This window comes from Cytobacillus sp. FSL W7-1323 (assembly GCF_038595015.1).
Taxonomy (GTDB): Bacteria; Bacillota; Bacilli; order Bacillales; family Cytobacillaceae; genus Cytobacillus; species Cytobacillus kochii.
This window is the reverse complement of sequence record NZ_CP151998.1, coordinates 2,367,223-2,389,665: the sequence shown is the minus strand read 5'-3', so window position 1 is coordinate 2,389,665 and position 22,443 is coordinate 2,367,223. Positions and strand designations below refer to the sequence as shown.

The following is a 22,443-nucleotide window of genomic DNA, read 5'->3' as shown; positions in this document are numbered from 1 at the left end:
GCCTCACTCTGTTTGCTATTGTTTTTCAATTTTTGAAGGATTGTTTATTTTATAAGGTACTGTTTCTTCTACTTTATGCTCTTCATTGACATCGTCTTGGGCTTTTGGTAATTTCTTTTTGACGATTTTGCCATTAAAGGAAAGTTTGTCTCCGATAGCTAATTCTTGTTTTTTTAATGTTTTAGAGTGACTGCACCAAGCTAGTCCAATTGGTAAAGGGTCGTCTTGATGAATGACAACCTCATCGAGCACAATGACTTCATCATGGTCCTCAGTGAAATGGTTATAGCTTAGCGCAAATTGCTTCACAATTGCTGAAAAAGCGACCTTATCTTCAGGAAGTTGGATTTTTTTAGCTGCTTCTTTTTTCTTTGTTTTCGTTTTTGTAGCTGTGATTTTCGGCGGTGTTGGCGCTTGCTCTTTTGTTTTTTCATCGGCCTGTTTTTCTTCTATTTGTGCGGTGTTTGGTTGTCCAGCAGCATCAAAAGCTTCTTTACCAAAGTTGCCTGCTTGCATTTCTTTTAAATAAGCCGGATGAATGCAACTTAGTTTTCCATCTTGGAACTTGATTACAATGGTGTAATGATCATCTTCTTCACCGTATGCTTGATAGCCGACAATTTCTACTTTGCGTTGATGGGTTTTTTGTTTAAACCAAAACGTTTTCTTGGCAGGCAGCTTCCATTCTTTTAACTTAGTTTCGTATTCTTCTTTAGATTCAAACGGTTGAATCTCACCTTGAGGTGGGAGATAATTAGTTTGATTCGCATCCTCGATATGAGGTAATGTAATAGCCATGATTGGATCTCCTTTCCTTTTTCCATTATTAATTACTATAAAAAGGTTTAAGAATGGCGAAATAGAATATATTTAGTTAATATAACGCATATGAGCAAAAAAATGAACTATTTAAGGAGTGTTAAAAATTATGACGACCTATTCTAGTCGAAAAGAGATTCCCGTAGAAGAAACTTGGAATATCACTGATATTTATAGTGAGGAGTCTGAGTGGCAAAAGGATTATGAATCCATTCAGTCGTTAGCGCAGGAGTTAGCTGGGTTCGAGGGGGAAATAAGCGATGGGCAAAGTTTATTTCAATTTCTAAAGAAGCAGGAAGATTTATCTTATTTGTTTGGTAAAGTATATGCTTATGCGATGTTACAATCTGATGTTGATACAAGGGATAGTCGTGCTCAAAGTTTATTAGATCAATCGAAACAACTAAGTGTAAAAGTAAGTAGTGCAACTTCTTTCTTTATGCCGTTTTTACTTAGCTTAGATGAAGCGACATTAAAAGCTTATATTAAAGAAGAAGAAGGGCTGCAATATTTTGAAGAAGACTTACTCGAATCGTTTCGTTATAAAGCGCATGTGCTTTCAACTGAGCAAGAAAGTTTATTATCACAACTCGGTGAATCACTTTCTGCACCATCAAATACATATAATATGATTAATAATGCTGATATTGAGTTTGGTCTCGTAACAAATGATAATGGTGAAAAAGTAGAACTTACACGAGGAATGTATGCGAAATTAATTGAAAGTGATGATCGACAAAAGCGGAAAGAAGCGTATAAAGCGTATTATAAGCCTTATGTACAACTTAAAAATACAATCGGCTCGACTTTATCAGCAGCGATCAAGAATAATGTTACAACCACAAGAATAAGGCAGTATCCTTCTGCATTAGAAAAAGCATTATTTGGTGATAATGTTCCGAAAGAGGTTTATCATAATCTTATTCAGTCCACAAGAGACCATTTGCAAACGATGCACAAATATACAGCATTAAGAAAAGAGTTATTGCAGTTAGATGAATTAAGACAATACGATTTAAGTGCCCAGCTTGTGAAAGATGTCGATATGCAGATTCCATATGAAGAGGCATTTGCCACGATGTGTAAAGCGTTAGCGCCACTAGGGGAAGAGTATATTTCTACATTGCAATCGTTTAAAGAACATCGTTATATTGATGTAAGAGAAACGAAAGGAAAGCGCTCTGGTGCTTATAATATGGGGGTATATGGTGTACACCCTTATATACTTTTAAATCATCGTGATGATCTTGATAGTATGTTTACACTTGCGCATGAATGTGGCCACGGTGTTCATAGTAAATGGAGTGCCCAGCATCAGCCGCAAATTACGGCAGGCTACAGTATTTTTGTCGCTGAAGTTGCATCAACTGTAAATGAGGTACTTTTAATAAAATATTTACTTGATCACGAAACCAATGAAGACATTAAACGACATTTACTTAATCATTTTATTGATCAGTTTAAAGGCACATTCTTTACACAAGTCATGTTCAGTGAATTTGAATGGAAAACGCATCAATTAGCAGAAGAAGGTAAAACGTTAAATACAGAAGTGTTTAATGGTATTTATGAACAACTATTTAAAGATTATCACGGGGAAAGCCTTGTATTAGATGAAGAGGTAAAATATGGTTGGTCAAGAATTCCGCATTTTTATCGACCATTTTACGTATATAAATATGCGACAGGTTATGCTTCAGCCATTCAATTAGCAACGAAGATTTATAATGGCGATGAGGAAACATTAAAGACTTATCTTGAGTTTCTAAAAAGCGGGAGTTCAGAATTTCCATTAGACTTATTAAAAAATACGGGCGTGGATTTAACGACGTCAAAACCGATTGACGAAGCGTTACAAACGTTTGAAGAGCTTGTGGAAGAGTTCGCAAGCTTAAGCTAGAAAGAAAAAAGACGGAAAGCATATTGCCTTTCGTCTTTTATCCATGATGGAGGAAAAAAATATGCAACAAATGATAGTGATTGGAGCAGGCATACTAGGTGCATCTACGGCTTACCATTTAGCGAAATCTGGTTTTAAGGTGACAGTAATCGATCGGCAAGATGCAGGGCAAGCGACAGAAGCAGCTGCGGGTATCGTCTGCCCATGGTTGTCACAACGTCGAAACAAAGCGTGGTATCAGCTTGCTAAAGGGGGAGCAAAGTATTATCAACAATTAATTCCAGCACTTGAAGCAGAAACTGATCAAGACACCGGTTATAAAAAAGTAGGTGCGATTAGTCTACATCACGACGAAACAAAAATTGAAAAGATGATAGAAAGGGCGATAAAAAGGCGAGAAGATGCACCAGAAATCGGTGAAATCAAAAGCTATAATCAAGAAAAAACGAGAGACGCCTTTCCACCACTGTCGCAAGATTTTCAATCAGTATATGTGAGTGGAGCGGCTAGAGTAGATGGGCGTAAACTTAGGAAGGCGCTGCTTAAAGCCGCCGAACTATATGGCGCAGATATCATCCATGGTGAAGCTTTTTTAGTAAGTGAAAATGGTCAACTAGAAGGGGTAAAGGTGAATGGAGAGCTATTACATGCAGATAAAATCATCGTAACCGCCGGCGTTTGGGGAAGGGAATTATTAGAGCCAATAGGGCTCAACTTTCAAGTTAGCGCTCAAAAAGCACAAATTGCCCATCTTCACGTACCTGATGCAGACACATCTGAATGGTCTGTGGTTCAGCCTCCAACAAATCATTATTTACTCTCTTTTGAAGATGGTAAAGTCGTTGTTGGTGCGACACATGAGGATGAACATCCGTTTAATACGAATGTGACAGCGGGGGGCGTGCTTGAAGTATTATCTAAAGCGTTGACTGTGGCACCTGGTTTACAAGCAGCAACTCTTGTTGAGACAAAAGTGGGATTTAGACCGTATACACCTGGTTTTTTACCCGTTATAGGTCAAGTTCCTGGGTACGAGAAACTATATGCTGCCAATGGTTTAGGAGCATCTGGATTAACATCTGGTCCGTATTTAGGTGCGCAATTAGCAAAGCTTGTAAGTGGCGAGGAATTAGATATTGATATAGCCCTATATAATATTAAAGACGCCTTTAGGTAATAAAAAAAGAGGGAGGTGCAAATATAAGAATATTATAGCACTTACCTCTTTATCCTATTGATGAAAGAATATTAGCGAACATTCATATCCGATGGATCTGGTCCTTTTCTTTCATTGCGATTAAGTTTATTAATGGTTTCCATTTGTGCTTGCGAAAGCTCAAAATCAAAGACATCGAAGTTTTCTTTAATTCTAGAAGGAGTAACTGACTTAGGAATAACAATTGTATCGTTCTGCAAATGCCAACGCAGAACTACTTGGGCAGGTGTTTTTCCTACTGAGTTGGCTATTTCTTTAATTGAATCAAGTTGTAATACTTCCCCGCCTTGTTGTAAGGGGCTCCATGCCTCAACATAGATATCATGTTTCTTACAAAATTCCTTTAATTCGTTTTGTGATAAATAGGGGTGACATTCTACTTGATTTAAGACAGGTTTGACTGAACACTCATTTAATATACGTTCTAAATGTTCAATATGAAAGTTGCAGACGCCGATCGCTTTTACACGACCATCTTTATATAATTTCTCTAGTGCTTTATATGTATCTACATAAGTATCGAATTGTGGTGTTGGCCAATGAACCAAGTACAAATCAACATAATCTAATCCTAACTTTTCTAGACTTTCGTCAAACGCTTTTAATGTTTGTTCATATCCTTGATCAGTATTCCAAACTTTTGTCGTAATGAATAGATCTTCTCTAGCAATACCAGCATTTTTAATGGCTTTGCCGACACCTTCTTCATTTTGATAAATCATCGCTGTATCAATGGAACGATACCCAACTTCAATGGCTGTTTGCACAGCAGCGGTTGCTTCCTCATTTTGCACTTGCCAAACACCAAAGCCAAGTTGGGGCATTTCTACTCCATTGTTTAAAGTAATTGTATTCATGTAGTACCTCCTTTAATGTTATGGTCATATTATGGCATATGATGTAATTTTTGCAAAAAGAAAAGCTTCGTGACTAGAAAAAAACAATAAATGCACAATAATTCAAACTTTTTGTTTTTATCTGTACCCGTTTCCATGTATCATAGAATGAAAGGAAAAAATATAGAAGGATGGTTTAAAGATGGGAAAGACTGCGCTGATAGCAGGTGCAACAGGCCTAGTTGGGCAAGAATTATTAAAATTATTACTACAAGATTCGTATGAGAAAGTGATTGCTATTGTTAGAACACCGCTTCATATGAAACATGAAAAATTGATTGAATTAGTCATTGACTTTGATTATTTAGAAGAATATGCCGAACATTTTTGTGTTGATCACGTTTATTGCTGTTTAGGAACGACCATTAAAAAAGCAAAAACAAAAGAGAAAATGATTAAAGTAGATGTAGATTATCCTTATACGATGGCAAAATTAGCGAAAAGTCATGAGGTTGAACATTTTGTCATTATAAGTTCTATCAATGCAAATGCTCGTTCTAAATTGTTCTATCCAAGGATTAAGGGCTTACTAGAAGATAAACTAAAAACATTGTCATTACCTGCATTATCGATTGTAAGGCCTTCATTGTTAATGGGAGAACGATTAGAAAAGCGTAGAGGGGAACTTGCGGGTAAAAAGCTGTATCAACTTTTGTCGCCATTATTGAATGACGAGAAAAAAATGAAATATGCCATTGAAGCCAAGCATGTTGCTCTAGCAATGAAATGTATCACTGATATGGAGAAACAAGGGGTTTGTATTTATTCTTCAGAGCAACTAATGAAGATTGTTCAGTCTCAACAAAACATATTGTCAAAATAGGGGAGGAGTTGACGTCTGTTTTGGAAAAAATGAAAACTATTTCAAATGAACTACAAGATTGGATTATTGATACATTAAAACAAGGAGTAAGTCCATTAGCTATTACGAATGGTCTGATTAAAAAAGGATTTGATGCTAGGTTTGCCTATGAGACAATGTTTGAAATTGCGTTTGCCAGTTCAGATATTAAAGGTGCCTCAACTTATCAATATGAACCTGTCTATTTAAATGAACAACCTCATTCCATTGTGGTAGATAATCAAATGGTGTTTGTTCGCTCTAACTTTATAAAACCCACGATTATCCAATTAGACCATGTATTATCAGATGAGGAATGTGATTTTCTCATTGAACGGGCGAAAAGCCGCCTTCAGCCTTCTAAAGTCATAGATGCGAATTCTGGAGCAGAAAAAGCCGCTGCTGGTAGAACGAGCAAAGGGATGTATTTTAAGCTTCAAGAAGATGATTTTATTGCTCGAATTGAAAAACGAATCAGTTTGCTGACCTCTTATCCAATTGAAAATGGGGAAGGTTTGCAAGTATTGCATTATGAAGTCGGTGATGAATATAAGTCTCACTTTGATTTTTTTCCGGAAAACCGTGTAGACAATCGTAAAGGCGGCCAAAGAATAGCGACGATGCTAATCTATTTGAATGATGTCGAATCAGGCGGTGAAACGATATTTCCGAAGATTAATGCTTCATTTACCCCTAAGAAAGGATCTGCTGTCTTTTTTCACTATAGTAATTCTCTAGGTGAAGTCGATCGCAAATCATTACATTCAAGTTTACCGGTACAAAGAGGAGAAAAGTGGGTGGCAACCAAATGGATTAGACAAAAAGCGATTGATTAAAAGCGTGGTGATGATAAAAATATGGGTGCTATTTTTTATCATTGTTTTTTTATTTAGTATAGCTTTTTGGATTGATAGAAAAAGGAGGCATCATCCATATTCGCCTCCTACTAATGTAAATATGAGAGAAGATAAAATGATGATGATGGGTGATAACAAGTATTTAAATGGTGGAGAATGACGATAAAACTATATTGCGGGTGCAACAATTTCGACCTTCATCCGGTCTGGATCTTCAAAATAAACAGCATAATGCCCTGTACCACCAGCGAAGGGGTGCTTATCTTCATAGAGAATTGTGACATGATTTTCTCTTAATTTTTCTGTAATCACATCAACCTGCTCTCGTGACTGTGCATGAAAAGCTAAATGATTAAGGCCAACGCGACAACGATGATAGGGGATGTCTAAATATTTCTCTTCTGCTTGTACAATGACTAAATAACTGTTCTCTATTTTCCAACTTTGTCCGTACTTCCATGTTTGAAAACGACTGTAACCCAGCTCTGTTAGTAATATATCCCAAAAAGCTACACTACGTGAAAGTTCTGACACATACAATTCTATATGATGAATCATTCCTTTAGACATTGGTAATGCCTCCTTAGCTTGCCTCATTAATCACTTGATTCCACAGAGAATGCTTATCTTCATCCACCTTTTTAGTTAACTTATACGGTATCAATAGCAACATCATCTTGTAGAAAAGTTACGGTGTTACTGCATAATAACCGATTATACCGTTATGTATTTGAACTTCTTCTAATTGCGAGCTTTCTATATCCGTTATAAGGGTAACTAAATTTAATGAGCAGGTTTCGATTAATACCCCTATTTTTTGTCTTTGTTAGAAATCCAATCGGAAGGGCAACAAGTGGTTTTTTTCTACTATCCTTTATACAACCACAAAGTTTCTCATTATAAGATTGCTGTCACAAGATATCAAATCAGCGTTCTGTTGACACTCTGTTAAATAGAATGTGAAGGGAAAAATATGAAAATAAGATTATTTTTTAGTGCAAGTCATGTGTTCATCAACTCAGGAAACATCCCCCAAATTAAAATTGGGGGAAGCCTTCATTATCACTTAATGGACCCGGCTGCAAATCAACAGGCCGTTTCTCACCTATAGTCAACGTATTATTTCTCAAGCTCAGCTTTTAAACGATTAAGCCTTTGTAGTTCTTCTTCAATTTCTTTCATTCGTAATTCTTGTTTCTCAACTGAACGTCCAAATGACTCTAACTTTTCGATATCATCTTGTAAGCGCATATAGTCCATTTTTAACTCTGCTAATTGGTTTTCAATTTCCTTTAATGTCATTTATTCTCCCCACCTATGTATATAATCCTTTTTAGTTTAACGTATATCTTCACTGGTTACTAGTATATGGAGACATAATGAAGACGCTTCTGCATATAGATGGAGTAAGGGAAACGTAAGTCTTTACTTCTTAGAAGAAACGGAGGAATGAACTTCACCATTTATGGAGGAGGATGATTCCGATCGAAGCCGATGTCTTGATTCAATTACTCGTGTTAATTGTCATGATAATCGATCTCGCCAAAGAAGAGAAGTAAAGCAGTGAATAATAAAAAGCGAGACGCTATAGTCTCGCTTTTTATTATTGCTCATCTTCTTCGTTCTCTACATATGGTTCTTCTTCATAAGCTTTTAAATCACCGAAAGTGGTCATAATGCCTTCTTCATCAAGTGCTTCTTCATAAGCACGTAACTGTTTAGTGTCAAAAATTTGAATGTTTTTGCCATCGATATCCGTTCCCACACTATTTTCGAACTCTTCTGTATAGCCAACATTTTCACCGGAATTAAGATACATTTTTTCATAATCTGTTGGGGCATCGTATAAATCTGACGGTCCATCTGAATTCCCCCATTTTGCAACAGATTGCCAGCTATCTTCTTCATCAAAACCGTTATTATCATCATGTGGTACCTCGACATCGGCATTAATGACTTCTTCTTCTATTGGTCTGTACTCATTTAAGTTCTGCTGTTGACTATGTTCAATGCAAGTTGTTGCTGTTGGCAATGCCTCAAGGCGGCTTAAGGGAATCTCTTTTTGACAAACTTGACACACTCCATAAGTTCCTTTTTCTATAGCAGTAAGAGCTGTGCGAATTTCATCCACTTCATCTCTATAATGATCGTCTATGGCTAGGTCCTTTTCTCTTTCATATAATTCAGTCGCAGAATCAGCTGGATGATTATCGTAATTAGATAATTCTCCTGAAAAACCAACATTATTTTGATCTTCATGTAGTCCGAAATGATGATTTTGCTCTATTTGTTGTTCATTTTCCTTCAAAGATTGTGTTAACAATTTTTTAAAATGATGTAGTTGTTCAGCAGATAACATAATGAAGTCCTCCTATCTTTGTTGCTTATATTGTCAGCGGTTTGTCTCTTTATTATGTAAGGTTTATTCAAAGTGATTTGTGTTTACATGTGTTTGTTTTTTTAGGAATAAAATAGTAGGCAATCTGTGATAGGAGGAATGATTATTTTGTCTTTTTAAATAATTCTCAGTAATTCAAAGAAACAGAAATATACCTTGAGCTCGCCAAACTTATGCAGATTCATTTATGAGATAGCCGAAGAGTGTTATAGTAGAGTGAAGTTATACCAAAGGATGATGAACAATGACAGACTTGACTATGAAGTTTAAAGAGAAAATTCATTTTCAAGAGAAGATTACATTTAATAATCTGGACGAAGTTCTAAGAAAAACAACAAATATCTTCCCGTTTGAAAACACGAGTATTATGGCGAGAAGTACAACACCTATTACGAAAGAATTAATTGAAGAAACTTGTTTAAACAATGGATTTGGTGGTGTTTGCTATCATTTGAACCCTTTGCTTTTTTATGTATTAAAAGATGAAGGATTAGATGTAAAATTAGTAAAAGGGAATGTCTATGATCACACTAATCAAACATGGTCAAGTACTGGGGACACGCATGTATTTATCATTCTCACTAAAGAAAATAAACCTTTCTTAGTAGATACAGGTTTTGGCAATAATTTACCTTTAAAAGCTGTACCGTTAGACGGTGAAGAAGTCAAATCAGCGAACGGTTTTTTTAGAATCACATACAATAACGATGAATATATTTTAAATATGAAAAAAAACGGTGTACATGATTGGAAAACAGGGTATAAATTCTCTTTGGCAAACACTATACAATCAGAAGATGAATTAACGACCATACAAGACACCATTATTCATAGTGAATCATCACCTTTTAATAAGGGTTATCTATTCACATCTATTAGAGAATATGAAACGGTTACGTTGACAGAAAGTTCCTATACCCTAAATGTAGGGGGAAATATAACGAAAAGAAAAGTAGCAACAGCTGAATTTTTACAATTAGCTAAAGATCTATTTGGGATTACATTAAAGAATAAATAAAAAACTGGAGCCTTTATTAGGCTCCAGTGTGAATGAATTATGCGAACAATGCCAGTTCCTCTTCTATTTTAATGCGTATATTTTCAATGCATTCCGGCAAGTCTTTTCCAAATATCCTTTGTCCGTTTACAAGCGCATATGGTCTCATTTTGCAAAGACCACATAAGTTTTGACAATCATAGCTCATAACAGCTACTTCGGGATATTTTTCTAATAGTGCTTGCAACGCTTCTTCTGACAAGAGGTTCATGTCGCAAATTTCTAGTAATATTAAACCCATGGTTATCACACTTTCTTTCGTCTCACAAAGTACTAGATAAATACATGATTTCATGTTATTTTATTTTTATACCTTTCAGTATAAAAATGCATTGACTTTTTGTAAAGCATAACAGATTGGAGTAAAAAAATGAACATCAAAGAAACATTACGTCAGCTATTAACGAATAGTGATATCTATCATCAAGAGCCGATGTCAAAACATACATATATACAGGTTGGTGGCGAGGCGGAAATTTACGTACAGCCAAGAAATACTGAAGACGCACAAAAGGTCGTAAAATTTGCCTTCGATAAAAAGATTCCTCTAACTTTACTTGGAAAAGGAGCAAATGTCATTATTAGTGATCATGGTTTACCTGGAATTGTGTTAAACCTGAATCATTTTAATGATATTTCTGTTAATGAAAAACAAATAACAGCAGGTAGTGGCGCTGAAATTATTCATGTTTCTCGTACTGCATATGAACACGGGTTAGATGGGTTAGCGTTCGCATGCGGGATACCAGGAAGTGTAGGCGGTGCGGTATTTATGAATGCAGGGGCATACGGTGGTGAAATCTCGAATGTATTAACAAAGGTCATTGCTTTAAATACGGAAGGTGAGTTATTAACGCTAACACCAGAAGACTTCGATTTTGCTTACCGTACAAGTGCATTTGCTAAGAAAAAGCTAATTGTACTAGAAGCGACATTCACGCTACAAAAAGGAAATAAAGCAGACATAAAAGCAAAGATGGATGAATTTACCTTTGCGAGAGAATCGAAACAACCACTAGAGTATCCTTCTTGTGGTAGTGTCTTTAAACGACCTCCTGGATACTTCGCTGGGAAGTTGATTCAAGATAGCGGCTTACAGGGCTTAACGGTTGGGGGCGCGCAAGTGTCGACGAAACATGCAGGTTTTATGGTGAATATGAATGAAGCGACTGCTAGTGATTATATTCAACTCATTCATCTTGTACAAGAAAAGGTCTTTGCCAATTTTGGTGTGAAGCTAGAAAGAGAAGTACAAATTTTAGGGGATTATGAGGAGAATGAAAGGGGAAAGAATCATGAGTAAAACAGATTTATTTAAAGAAGTCATGGGTAATTACCCTACAGGTGTCACTGTTGTCACAATGATGGACGAAGAAGGCACACCTATCGGTTTAACGGTGAATTCATTCGCTTCTGTTTCATTAGATCCAATGTTATTATTGTGGTCAATAGATAAAAGAGTATCTTCTTATGAGAAGTTCACGCAAACGAAAAAATTTGCTGTCCATGTATTAGCTCATGATCAAGCAGAAGTTTGTTCATTATTTGCTTCAAAAGGTCTTGATCGTTTTAAAAATACTGATTGGTCTGAATCAGCCAATGGATTGCCAATTATTGCTGATTGTGCTGGTGTATTTCAATGTGAGATGCATGACACAATTGAAGCTGGCGACCACAGTATTTTAGTGGGAAAAGTGGTTGATATAGAAAGCAATAAAAAAGAACCGTTATTATATCATAAGCGTAAATTCGCAGGTATTCCTGACAGTTTTTATGAGTGAAATGAATAATTTACATAAACAGGACGGACAAAAGCCAAAAGCACCGTTCTGTTTTTTTATGATGTAAATAACAGAATTTTTGGTTTTTAGGGAGGGTAAAGATGGATACAGTGCTTCAAATAGAAAATGTCTACTGGTCAAGAAATCAGGAGCTCATCCTACAAAATATGAATTGGCATGTAAATAATGGGGATCATTGGGCAGTGCTTGGTTTAAATGGATCAGGAAAGACCACATTATTAAATATGGTTATGGGCTATATTTGGCCAACAAGTGGACAAATATCAGTATTGGGTCATACATACGGAAAAGTAGATATACAGCAAGTAAGGCAATCCATTGGATGGGTATCCTCTTCTTTTCAAGAGAAGATTCGTCCATATGAGCGAGTACAAGATATTATAGTAAGTGGGAAATACGCATCTATCGGACTTTATGAAGAACCTTCAACGGATGATATTGAAGAAGCAAATGAATGGTTAGAGCAATTCCATTTAACCCAATTACAGAATGAAACTTATCAAACTTGCTCTCAAGGTGAGAAACAAAAAATATTAATCGCTCGTGCCCTAATGGCCCATCCAAAATTGCTCATTCTTGATGAACCAACAACGGGACTAGATTTTGTTTCTCGTGAACAGCTGCTGGATTCAATTGCTCGTATCTCAAAACAAAAAGAAGCGCCGACCATTATTTTCGTTACCCATCATATTGAAGAAATCATTCCTATTTTCAATAAATCTCTATTAATCAAAGACGGTACGGTATTTAAAAGTGGAAATACATCTGAGTTACTTACGAGTGAAACATTAACTGATTTTTTTGGCATAACAGTTGAAGTAGACAGGTATTCAAAAAGAATGTCTTTGAAAAAAACATATTGACACAAATATGAAAATAGTGGTAATATTCAAAAGACGCTATTTACAAATGAGAGGAGGTAAGGACGATGAAAGCAAGAGTGAAGGCATTCATGAATACAAATTCATATTCGTCCCTACCTTTTTTTCGATAATGCTTTATTCTTTTAATGAATAGAGGTATGGCAACACGTTCATACCTTAGAAGAGAAATGCGGCCTCTTTATGGGGGCCGCATTTTCTTTTTTTTGGAGAAGTAAATAGGGGAGATAAACAGAGACTTGCCATGTAAATTTCGGTGCAAGTCGAGTTTTTCTAATAGATAGTTGAATAAAGATAAGGGGATGTTAAAGATGAACAGAAAACAAAGAATATTACTATTAAAAAAGCAGCGTATAGGTTGTGGGTAGAGGAATCAGACAGCAAGAGAGGAAAGGTTGTGTAATAAATGTTTGATGTGTTAAAGAAACTCGGTTGGTTTTTCAAAAAATACAAAAAGCAATACGGTATCGCCGTTCTATTATTGATGTTAGCTACTGTATTAGAAATTATTCCACCGTACTTAATTGGGGTCATTATTGATTACATTACAGAAGGTGAAATGACGCGTGATTTACTCATTCAGTATGTAGCGGTCTTCTTAGGTATTATTATTTTTAGCTATATGTTAAATTTCTTTTGGCAATACGGTCTATTCGAAGGATCCGTCAACTTGCAACGATTAATGCGGCGAAAATTAATGAGCCAATTCTTGCGTATGACACCGACTTTTTATGAAAAAAATCGCACCGGAGATCTTATGGCCAGGGCGACCAATGATTTGAATGCTGTCTCGTTAACCGCAGGATTTGGGATTATGACGTTGATTGACTCTACTTTCTTTCTCGGTGGTATTATCTTAGCGATGGGCTTCATGATCTCGTGGGAACTTACTTTTTTCGCCATGTTACCTGTCCCAGTTATGGCCATATTAATTCAATATTATGGCAAACTTGTCCATGAAAGGTATATGAGAGCACAAGATGCTTTTGGCGAGATGAATGATAGTGTTTTAGAATCCGTCTCTGGTGTTAGAGTTATTCGCGCCTATGTGCAAGAGAAGGCAGATGAACAACGTTTTGCTGATATGAGTGAAGATGTTTTTGAGAAAAATATGCATACCGCCAAGATAAATGCTTTATTCAATCCAATCACAACAATTGGAACCGGCATTAGTTATATTGTCGCACTAGGTTATGGATCAGTATTAGTGGCTAATGGAGACTTATCTGTTGGGCAATTAGTTACCTTTAATGTTTATTTAGGATTAGCGGTTTGGCCAATCTTTGCTATTGGTGAGTTAATCAATGTGATGCAACAAGGGAACGCTTCTTTAGACAGGGTGCAAGAGACATTAAATTATGAAGCGGATATCATGCCGCCAACAAAACCTTTAGCAGTCGATAAGCCCCATACTTTACAATTCCAAGAGTTAACCTTTCAATACCCTACGAGTAAAGTCGTTAACCTCTCAAATATTAATTTAAGCTTAAGAAGTGGTGAAACGTTAGGAATTGTGGGTAAAACAGGCGCAGGGAAAACGACCTTTATTCGCCAATTGTTGAGGGAGTATCCTTTAGGAGAAGGAGGAATATCTATTGATGATATCGACCTTTCCCAACAGACGAAAGAACAAGTATTAGATTGGATTGGTTATGTACCGCAAAGTCACGTGCTTTTTTCTCGAACAATTAAAGAAAATATATTATTCGGTAAAGAAGATGCCACAGACGAAGAAATAGAAAAAGCGATTGATTTGGCTGCTTTTACAAAAGATTTAGCTTATCTTCCGCTCGGGTTAAATACGTTAGTAGGTGAAAAAGGTGTTTCCTTATCAGGGGGACAAAAGCAGCGGGTATCGATTGCTCGCGCATTAATTAAAGATCCTGATATTTTAATATTAGATGATTCCTTATCTGCTGTAGATGCAAAAACAGAGTCTGCAATTATCAGCAATATTCAACGCGAAAGAGCGGGAAAAACGACAATTATTACAACACATCGTTTATCAGGTATTCAACACGCAGATCAAATAATTGTTTTAGATAATGGTGTGATTACACAAGTAGGTACACATGATGATTTAATTAATGAAGACGGTTGGTATAAAGAACAGTATGTACGCCAACAGCTAGAGGGGGCCAATTCATGAGCACAGGCAAACAATTATTATCGTATGCGCTAAGGTTTAAAGGCACCATTTTACTCGGGTTGTTATTTCTATCCATTGCAGTGTTCACTGACCTAGCGGGCCCCTTTATTGCTAAACACATCATTGATAATCATATGACAGTCGGCCAATTTGACTTTACACCAATTCTATACTTACTCATTCTATATTTCTCGTTATCAATTTGTACGGCTATTTTCCGTTATTTTATGTATTTACAATTACAAAAGGGTTCAAATAGAATTATTCAAGCATTAAGAAAAGATGTATTCAAGCATATTCAAACATTACCAATTGGTTTTTTTGATCAATTACCATCTGGTAAAATTGTTGCAAGAGTGACAAATGATACAGAGGCAATAAGAAACTTATTTGTGCAAGTACTTTCGAGTTTTGCTACGAGTGCCATTTCTATAACTGGTGTCTATATTGCCCTATTCATTTTGAACTGGAAAATGGCTTTAATCGCACTCGTTATGATACCAATCGTTTATATTTGGATGATTCTATATAGAAAGTATGCTTCACAGTATAATGACGTGATCCGAACAAAAATTGCTGATATTAATGCAATGATCAATGAATCCATTCAAGGGATGACTATTATTCAAGCTTTCCGTCGAGAAAAACAAATGACGAAAGAGTTTGATGAAATGAATGAAGAACATTATCAATATGAGAGAAAGCTAATTATTCTTGATTCTGCGACTTCTCATAACCTTGTAAATACGTTAAGGCTACTGTTATTTACATGTTTTATCATTTATTTTGGGACACAATCATTTAGTGGTACACAAATAGTGACAGCTGGAACACTATATGCGTTTGTTGACTATTTAACAAGACTTTTTAATCCGATTACAAATATTGTGAATCAATTTTCACAAATGGAGCGTTCACTCGTAGCCGGTAATCGTGTATTTGAAGTCTTAGCATTAAAAGGTGAGAAGGTATCTAATGAAAAGATACCAAAATATAAAGGGCATGTGGTGTTTGATCAAGTATCCTTCGCATATAAAGAACCTGATTTTGTTTTAAAGGATATTTCATTCCAAGCAAAAAAGGGAGAAACGATTGCGCTCGTGGGTCATACAGGTTCAGGAAAAAGCTCGATTATGAACTTATTATTTCGCTTTTATGATCCAACAATCGGTAAAATTTATATTGATGGAGTGGATATTACGACGATACCACGACAAACGATTCGTGAACATATGGGGATAGTTTTACAAGACCCGTATCTTTTTACCGGGACTATTGCTTCGAATGTAAGTTTAAATCAACCTAATATTACAAGAGAAAGAGTGGAGCATGCGATTCAGTCAGTTGGTGCTGATCGAGTGCTATCACATTTAGAAAAAGGGATAGATGAACCGGTAATTGAAAAAGGAAGTACTTTGTCCTCCGGTCAAAGACAATTAATCTCGTTTGCACGGGCGCTCGCTTTCGATCCAGCGATCCTAATCCTCGATGAAGCAACATCAAATATCGATACAGAAACGGAAGAGATTATTCAAAACGCAATGAATGTTCTAAAACAAGGAAGAACCACTTTTATCATCGCTCATAGACTGTCTACAATTAAAAATGCTGACCGCATTTTGGTGCTTGATAAAGGTGAAATCAAAGAACAAGGCAGTCATGAAGAGCTCATTGCAGCAGGCGGTATATACGAACAAATGTACGAGATGCAAGCGAAATCTTTACAAGCATAAGAAAAAAAACCAATCTGAGTATAAATCTTAGATTGGTTTTTTTATTTAACTAATAAATTAAACGAACTATGTTCCAAATATTCAATAGGAAAAAAATAATAAATACACAATTAAGAGTAAAAAAAATCTTGAGGGAAAAGTTAATAACAGAGGTGATTAAGATGAAAAAAATGTTGATCTTACTTTTTTTCGCACTATTATTATCATTTGTTTCAACAGTTTCAGCACAAGGACTTCCGCAAGTGGAATTGTTTGATGTGGAAGTCAACGACGTTGTAAAAAAACGCCCCCCTAATGAACAAATACAACAAGAAGCAACATCCATTCTTCAATCAATCAATGGGATATATGTGAAGATTAATCCTATGCCTAAAGACGGCTATATGGTTCGTATTCCGTTGGCACCATCATTGACCGTAAAAAACAAATGGTTTAATGATTTTATCAACGAAATGGTATTAATTATTCCTGAAGAAGAAGAACCTTATATTATGTTATTAGATGACGAAAATCATCCCCACTTCCTCATAGCACAACAAGATTTCTACCAAATAGTGACACTTATAATTGGCGAATCAAACAGCTTAAGATGAAGATGACAAGATTAAAAGCTACCAAAGAAGAAGCAATTGTGAACATTATCGTGGATTGCTTCTTCATATCGTTGTTGTATACTCGGAAAAATGTTGGTTTTTTAATATAGGAACGGTTTGGTAAATATTTAAACGGCTACAATGCTTCACATCTTTTTCAAACCCTCTTTCTCTTAATTCTACTCCACTCGTACATTCCCATATTAATCTACTAAGTGTTGATTTTGAATACTGAAAAGCGCCAATACACACTTGCACCTCAGCTGATCGCTTTCCTTCTATCCTAGAAAGGATGGCCCCAGCCCCCAAGTAGTCTTCCATTGCAGGACGAAGGGAGTCTTCAAATTCTTTCACGCCATTCCATAATTCTCCACAAGGAACAACAGTAATATTAGCGTTTAATGAAGCGGATAATTGGTTTGCAGCTGATGCTACTGCAGAAGCGTTTAATAAAGAGCCAATGAATAAAGCTGGTATATGGGAGGCAATCCAAGTACAAAAGGCACCATTTAAGGAACTCAAAACATATTTTTGCCTATCATGTGAGTGGTTAAATGAAACAGGTGATAAAGTGGGTGCACCTAATCTCGCTGCCTCAGCTCTCCCAAGAATATATTGCGCTCCCAATGATTGCGCGTATGCTTTGCCATTTAAATGAGGGGGATAAGGATATATGATTGCTCCATAATTTAAACCCGTTACAACTGTAGAAGAAAAACTGAGGACATCAACAATAATCACAATATCTCCTCGATTTGCTGCTTCTCTCACACCACGTTTTCCCCATTCTATCTGACATTCAGGTTGTATGAAATGATTATTCTCCTCTTTTCTAAATGACTTTATTTTGCTGCATTCGCGGTTAAATAGTTTAAGATAACATTTTTCATTGTTACTAGTTGATGCTGCGCAGGTAATTCCGGTTCGATTATATTAGTTTTGCTTTGTACAGCAAGTTTAAATGTGAAAACAGTGAAATTGTTAATAATGGTTGGAATTACTTCTCTGGCATTAATATCTGAGCGAATTGTTCCATCATTAGCGCCAGCATCAATCATGTCGAAAAAAAGGCTAAACAATTGATCTCGGACATTTAAATAACATCGATTTTCTTCAAAGGAAAAATTGTTGACAGCAATGTAATTGACGATATAGTCTAAAATTTTCGGTAATGCGCCTGATTCTTTGTTTGAATGAAAAATGAAAAAATCCAAAAGGTAGGTGATTTTTTCAAGGTACGAGATATCTTCTTTTTTACTCAATTCTTCCATAAAAGAAAGCAATATTTTCAATTTCTCAGCAGCAACCTCATCGACAATCATATCTTTTTTTGGAAAATGTCTAAATATCGTTGCAACACCCATTTCTGCTTTGACTGCTATGTCATTCATTGTTGTTTTTTCAATACCATTTTCAACAAATAGAATTTCTGCACTTTGTAAAATCTTTTCTCTCTTTTTCTTTTTCGTATTCTCTCTCATAATACCGGCTTAACTCCTCATATTTTTTGCGAATGCATAAGCATAACTATATTTCATTTATATTATCATAACTATTTCATGAATTTCTCTTTTCTAAGGGTACGAACAGAAAAATAAAATAAATGATAGCATTAAAAAATAATTTACAATTGTAAAAAAACTTATTTACTAACAAACGGCCGCATGATAAAATACCCATGATAGTTAAACTATTATTTTTAAAAAATTCAATTTAATCGTCGGGGTAAGGGGGAAAAGAGATGTCAGCAAAGAAACCAGAGAAATGGGATTATGAAACCGATGTCGTTGTCATGGGAACAGGGGGAGCAGCATTAGTTGCAGCCATTACGGCACACGACCAAGGAGCTAAAGTTGTTGTTTTAGAAAAGACCCATCAAATCGGTGGAACAACAGCTTTTTCAGGTGGTGTACCATGGATACCGTTAAACAGATATATGAAAGAAGTAGGATTAGAGGATACAAGAGAAGATGCACTTGCCTATATTAATCGTGTAACTGGTGGCAAAGTACCAGATCCGAAATTGCTTGAGGTATACGTTGATAACGCTTACAAAGCGATTGATTATTTATATGAGCATACTCCGGTAAGATTCGCTGTACCGGGAAGTTATCCAGAATATTATAGTTATTTTGAGGGTTCTAGAAAGGGACGTTCATTAGATCCCCTTCCATACGATTTAAATGAAATTGGTGAATGGGGAGCACTCATTCGTCACAATCCAACTTTCCCACCTTTAACACTTGAAGAAGGTGGAGCAATTGGTGGAATTGACTTCGTAAAGGTCGCAGAGCGAATGGAAAATAATATTGTGACAATGGGACGATCACTAATCGCTGGATTGGTTAAAGGTTGTTTAGATCGAGGTATCGATATTGTGATGGAAACATCAGGTAAAGAGCTTGTGTTAAATGACGAAGGTGAAGTCATTGGCCTCATTGCTGAAAATAAAGACAATCAAATTTATTACCGTACCGAAAAAGGAGTGATGTTAGGTTCAGGTGGTTTTGAATGGAACAAGGAATTAATTAAAACCTTTTTAAAAGGTGAGATTACTCATCCACTTACACCTTGGGGGAATGAAGGCGATGGCTTAATTATGGCCATGGAAGCTGGAGCAGCATTAGGGAATATGAGTGAGGCTTGGTGGTATCCGACAATGCAAGATCCCACGTTTGAATATGAGGATCGTGTGATGAACCAATTAGCTTCAGGCGGTCGTACGGGTCCTAATAGTATTATTGTAAATGGTAAAGGGAAACGTTTCGTCCATGAAGGAACGACCTACAATGATTTACCAAAGTCATTTTATGAATTTGATCCAGTGAATGTAGAATGGCCAAACGAAAAAAATAACTGGATGATTTTTGATCAACAAGTAAAAGACGCTTCCATGATTGTTACTGTTATGCCAGGTGAAGATGCACCAGAATGGATGACGAGAGCAGATAGCATAAAAGAATTGGCTAGTAAGATTGATATCAATCCAGATGCCTTAGAAGAAACTGTCAATCGTTGGAACAGCCAAGTTGAAGCAGGGGAAGATAAAGATTTCCACCGTGGAACAACTTTCTTTGAAGGTTTAGCACTTGGCGGAGGTAATAAGGAACTAAACCTTGGAAAGATTGAAAAAGGTCCTTACTACGCTGTACAAGTTCACTTTGGGAGCTTAGGCACAAATGGGGGACCAAAAATAGATGAAAACGGACAAGTAATCAGTTTACGTGGTAATAAGATTAAAGGTTTATATGCAGCAGGAAATGCAGCGATGGGCATCTTCGGCCAAGGATATGTTAGCGCTGGTGGAACAATTGGGCCTGCACTTACATTTGGTTACTTAGCAGGATTGGCTATAAGTCAAGAAAATGAATGATGAAGTTAAATACAAAAAGTGAGGGAGTGCATATATATGCCAGCAGGAACACATACCATTACGTTACCAGTGGGAATTGAAGAAATCTGGTCTTTTGTAAGTGATATGAACAAATGGGCCCCATTAGTCCCTGGTTACATCGAACATGAAATTCTCAATGAAAATGAATCGACTTGGGCTTTTAAAGGTGATTTAGGGTTTATGAAAAAAACAGTTAAGCTAAAAATAAATATTATAGAATGGAAAGAACCAACAACAGTTACCTTCGATTTAAAGGGGATTTCGGATAACTTTAAAGGAGGCGGTTATTTTAATGCTGTTGTTGTTAATGATCGAACCACGGAAATGACGGGTAATCTGGACATCACGGCCGGTGGTGCTATGGGTCCAATGATTAATCAAATCCTAAAATCATTTGTACCAAAAACAACTGAAGAATTAACTGAAGCTGTTGGTGGGAAGATTTATGAAGTTGTAAATGCATAAACAATCATGATAAAACATTCGCTTATTTCTTGGCGAATGTTTTTGTTTCCTATTATCAACGAATGTAAAAACAAAGTAAATTTTTTATTAGCACATGTTTTTATCTTGTCAAAGGTAGATGAGCATTATATAATTTAAAGAACTATAACGTTGCACTTTATCTTTTATTACCTGAAGAAATGTTAGACAATTGTAACGTTTCACTTTCAAAAAGGGAGTAATGGAAATGATTAATTGTTTAGTAAAATGCGTTACTGATTGAAAGCTTATAATTTTAAGGTTAAAAGAAGGATAAATAATTTTAAAAAATAATTATGTAAAAACATTCTTTACCATTATTTCTATCATATACTATTATAGGTTAGTACGATCACAAACATAGTTATTAAACAATATATAAGAAGGTATAGGTGACATAGCTAGAATGCTTAAAAAATATGCTCTAAAAATGGGTATAGGAATGAAGAAAATTCATTTATCTACTAATGAAAAAGAATATAAAGAAGGCCATATTATTGAAGGTGGCATAAAATTTTTTGGTGGTCTTATCCCACAGAAGATTAGAAGATATGATATTGATTTGATTGCTTGCAACCAAAAAAATGATAAAGAAGAAATTGTGAGATCTCACTCTGTATTTTGTTCGATTCCTGTCCAACCGAATGAGCAGAAAGAAACAGTATTTACATTGGAAATTCCATCAGCAAATGAGATGAATGCTCAAGATAATGATTATTATATTCAAGCGAACTTTATGCTCGATCATAAATTAGAGCAATCAGTAAGAGTTGCAGTGAAAATTAGCCCCTTAGCAACTATGTAAATTAAATAATCAAAGGATAGAGCGATCATACAAAATGATGGCTCTTTTTTATAAAGGAGTAAAAAACACTTGCAAATCGTAATGATTACGTTTTATACTATGAGTTGAAAGTATCTGATTGTTTTTAGTTTTTATGAATAGGAAACGGAAAGGAGATAAAAAATTGAGAGTTAAAATCACACTAGCCTGCACAGAGACGGGTGATAGAAATTACATTACTTCAAAGAATAAAAGAAATCATCCAGATAGAATTGAACTGATGAAATATTGTCCACGGTTAAAGAGAAAAACTTTGCATAGAGAAACAAAGTAGAGAATTTAGAATATAGAAAAGGAATGGTGAAAGTTGGCTAAGAAATCTAAAATAGCAAAAGAAAAGAAACGGCAAGAATTAGTGAAAAAATATGCAGAAATTCGGAAGGAGCTGAAAGAAAAAGGTGACATTCAAGGTATTAGAAAACTACCGAGAGATTCGTCCCCGACAAGGTTAAAAAACAGATGCGAATTAACCGGAAGACCTAGAGGTTATCTTAGAAAATTTAAGATGTCTCGTATAGCTTTTCGCGAATATGCACATAAAGGTCAAATACCAGGCGTTAAAAAATCGAGCTGGTAATCT

Annotated in this window: 24 protein-coding genes; 16 read left to right on the top strand and 8 right to left on the bottom strand. The window is 35.8% G+C overall.

The genetic code is table 11. The features are described 5' to 3' along the window. Positions 1–15: 15 nt before the first annotated feature. Entirely contained in the window at positions 16–798 is a 783-nt protein-coding gene (locus MKX67_RS12225; RefSeq protein WP_342488251.1) for a hypothetical protein, read from the bottom strand. Between the two features lie 130 nt (positions 799–928). Here MKX67_RS12225 and pepF point away from each other — a divergent pair, with 130 nt between their 5' ends. Both pepF and MKX67_RS12215 read left to right on the top strand, forming a co-directional pair. Further along, positions 929–2,719 carry an oligoendopeptidase F gene (gene pepF, locus MKX67_RS12220; protein WP_342488250.1) on the top strand — a complete coding sequence of 597 codons (1,791 nt, stop codon included), beginning with the start codon at positions 929–931 and terminating at the stop codon, positions 2,717–2,719. Positions 2,720–2,780: 61 nt separating this feature from the next. Next, positions 2,781–3,896: an FAD-binding oxidoreductase gene (locus tag MKX67_RS12215; protein ID WP_342488249.1), complete on the top strand. Its 1,116-nt coding sequence runs from the start codon at positions 2,781–2,783 to the stop codon at positions 3,894–3,896. A 71-nt stretch (positions 3,897–3,967) separates the two neighbouring features. Here MKX67_RS12215 and MKX67_RS12210 read toward each other — a convergent pair whose 3' ends face one another. Next, the gene (locus MKX67_RS12210) at positions 3,968–4,792 is read right to left on the bottom strand and encodes an aldo/keto reductase (protein ID WP_095373203.1); all 825 of its coding nucleotides are present in this window, start codon (positions 4,790–4,792) and stop codon (positions 3,968–3,970) included. 181 nt (positions 4,793–4,973) lie between these two features. Between MKX67_RS12210 and MKX67_RS12205 the strand changes: the two genes are divergently transcribed. Then, on the top strand, positions 4,974–5,654 hold the full coding sequence (locus MKX67_RS12205; protein ID WP_342488248.1) for an NAD-dependent epimerase/dehydratase family protein: 681 nt from the start codon (positions 4,974–4,976) through the stop codon (positions 5,652–5,654). A 29-nt stretch (positions 5,655–5,683) separates the two neighbouring features. Further along, positions 5,684–6,508: a 2OG-Fe(II) oxygenase gene (locus tag MKX67_RS12200; RefSeq protein WP_307318569.1), complete on the top strand. Its 825-nt coding sequence runs from the start codon at positions 5,684–5,686 to the stop codon at positions 6,506–6,508. A gap of 189 nt (positions 6,509–6,697) precedes the next feature. Here MKX67_RS12200 and MKX67_RS12195 read toward each other — a convergent pair whose 3' ends face one another. The 3 genes from MKX67_RS12195 to MKX67_RS12185 form a co-directional block, all read right to left on the bottom strand. After that, entirely contained in the window at positions 6,698–7,099 is a 402-nt protein-coding gene (locus tag MKX67_RS12195) for a VOC family protein (RefSeq protein WP_095373207.1), read from the bottom strand. A gap of 549 nt (positions 7,100–7,648) precedes the next feature. Then, positions 7,649–7,831 (bottom strand): SE1832 family protein, encoded by a 183-nt coding sequence (locus MKX67_RS12190; protein WP_095373208.1) that lies wholly within the window; start codon positions 7,829–7,831, stop codon positions 7,649–7,651. Positions 7,832–8,132: 301 nt separating this feature from the next. Continuing rightward, positions 8,133–8,888: a TraR/DksA C4-type zinc finger protein gene (locus MKX67_RS12185; RefSeq protein ID WP_307318515.1), complete on the bottom strand. Its 756-nt coding sequence runs from the start codon at positions 8,886–8,888 to the stop codon at positions 8,133–8,135. A gap of 283 nt (positions 8,889–9,171) precedes the next feature. Here MKX67_RS12185 and MKX67_RS12180 point away from each other — a divergent pair, with 283 nt between their 5' ends. Continuing rightward, positions 9,172–9,945 (top strand): arylamine N-acetyltransferase, encoded by a 774-nt coding sequence (locus tag MKX67_RS12180; protein ID WP_095373210.1) that lies wholly within the window; start codon positions 9,172–9,174, stop codon positions 9,943–9,945. Between the two features lie 37 nt (positions 9,946–9,982). Here MKX67_RS12180 and MKX67_RS12175 read toward each other — a convergent pair whose 3' ends face one another. Continuing rightward, positions 9,983–10,225: a DUF1450 domain-containing protein gene (locus MKX67_RS12175; protein ID WP_095373211.1), complete on the bottom strand. Its 243-nt coding sequence runs from the start codon at positions 10,223–10,225 to the stop codon at positions 9,983–9,985. A 129-nt stretch (positions 10,226–10,354) separates the two neighbouring features. Here MKX67_RS12175 and murB point away from each other — a divergent pair, with 129 nt between their 5' ends. The 6 genes from murB (at position 10,355) to MKX67_RS12145 (ending at position 17,142) form a co-directional block, all read left to right on the top strand. Further along, positions 10,355–11,287: a UDP-N-acetylmuramate dehydrogenase gene (gene murB / locus MKX67_RS12170; RefSeq protein ID WP_095373212.1), complete on the top strand. Its 933-nt coding sequence runs from the start codon at positions 10,355–10,357 to the stop codon at positions 11,285–11,287. Beyond that, complete coding sequence (locus MKX67_RS12165) at positions 11,280–11,765, top strand: flavin reductase family protein (RefSeq protein WP_233435247.1); 486 nt, start codon at positions 11,280–11,282, stop codon at positions 11,763–11,765. Before murB ends, MKX67_RS12165 begins: the two co-directional genes overlap by 8 nt. Before the next feature lie 101 nt (positions 11,766–11,866). Next, the gene (locus MKX67_RS12160; RefSeq protein ID WP_095373213.1) at positions 11,867–12,649 is read left to right on the top strand and encodes an ABC transporter ATP-binding protein; all 783 of its coding nucleotides are present in this window, start codon (positions 11,867–11,869) and stop codon (positions 12,647–12,649) included. A gap of 424 nt (positions 12,650–13,073) precedes the next feature. Continuing rightward, a complete protein-coding gene (locus tag MKX67_RS12155; protein WP_095373214.1) occupies positions 13,074–14,816 on the top strand; it encodes an ABC transporter transmembrane domain-containing protein in 1,743 nt (580 codons plus the stop codon). Further along, positions 14,813–16,549 (top strand): ABC transporter ATP-binding protein, encoded by a 1,737-nt coding sequence (locus MKX67_RS12150; protein ID WP_095373215.1) that lies wholly within the window; start codon positions 14,813–14,815, stop codon positions 16,547–16,549. The genes MKX67_RS12155 and MKX67_RS12150 overlap by 4 nt, the downstream gene beginning before the upstream one ends. Positions 16,550–16,710: 161 nt before the next feature. After that, positions 16,711–17,142: a hypothetical protein gene (locus tag MKX67_RS12145; RefSeq protein ID WP_342488247.1), complete on the top strand. Its 432-nt coding sequence runs from the start codon at positions 16,711–16,713 to the stop codon at positions 17,140–17,142. A gap of 63 nt (positions 17,143–17,205) precedes the next feature. Here the strand turns inward: MKX67_RS12145 and MKX67_RS12140 are convergent, their stop codons facing one another. Both MKX67_RS12140 and MKX67_RS12135 read right to left on the bottom strand, forming a co-directional pair. After that, positions 17,206–17,913, bottom strand: coding sequence for a 2-phosphosulfolactate phosphatase (locus MKX67_RS12140; protein WP_342488246.1), 708 nt, complete (start codon positions 17,911–17,913; stop codon positions 17,206–17,208). A 71-nt stretch (positions 17,914–17,984) separates the two neighbouring features. After that, the gene (locus tag MKX67_RS12135; protein WP_307318534.1) at positions 17,985–18,623 is read right to left on the bottom strand and encodes a TetR/AcrR family transcriptional regulator; all 639 of its coding nucleotides are present in this window, start codon (positions 18,621–18,623) and stop codon (positions 17,985–17,987) included. A 260-nt stretch (positions 18,624–18,883) separates the two neighbouring features. On the opposite strand from MKX67_RS12135, the gene MKX67_RS12130 reads away from it, so the two are divergent. The 5 genes from MKX67_RS12130 (at position 18,884) to rpsN (ending at position 22,440) form a co-directional block, all read left to right on the top strand. Next, on the top strand, positions 18,884–20,515 hold the full coding sequence (locus MKX67_RS12130) for an FAD-binding protein (protein WP_340975065.1): 1,632 nt from the start codon (positions 18,884–18,886) through the stop codon (positions 20,513–20,515). Positions 20,516–20,551: 36 nt separating this feature from the next. Next, positions 20,552–21,001 (top strand): SRPBCC family protein, encoded by a 450-nt coding sequence (locus MKX67_RS12125; protein WP_307318538.1) that lies wholly within the window; start codon positions 20,552–20,554, stop codon positions 20,999–21,001. A 424-nt stretch (positions 21,002–21,425) separates the two neighbouring features. Beyond that, entirely contained in the window at positions 21,426–21,824 is a 399-nt protein-coding gene (locus MKX67_RS12120) for a sporulation protein (protein ID WP_307318540.1), read from the top strand. Between the two features lie 163 nt (positions 21,825–21,987). Then, positions 21,988–22,137 (top strand): 50S ribosomal protein L33, encoded by a 150-nt coding sequence (gene rpmG, locus MKX67_RS12115; RefSeq protein WP_095373222.1) that lies wholly within the window; start codon positions 21,988–21,990, stop codon positions 22,135–22,137. Positions 22,138–22,170: 33 nt separating this feature from the next. After that, a complete protein-coding gene (gene rpsN / locus MKX67_RS12110) occupies positions 22,171–22,440 on the top strand; it encodes a 30S ribosomal protein S14 (RefSeq protein ID WP_307318543.1) in 270 nt (89 codons plus the stop codon). Positions 22,441–22,443 lie beyond the last annotated feature (3 nt).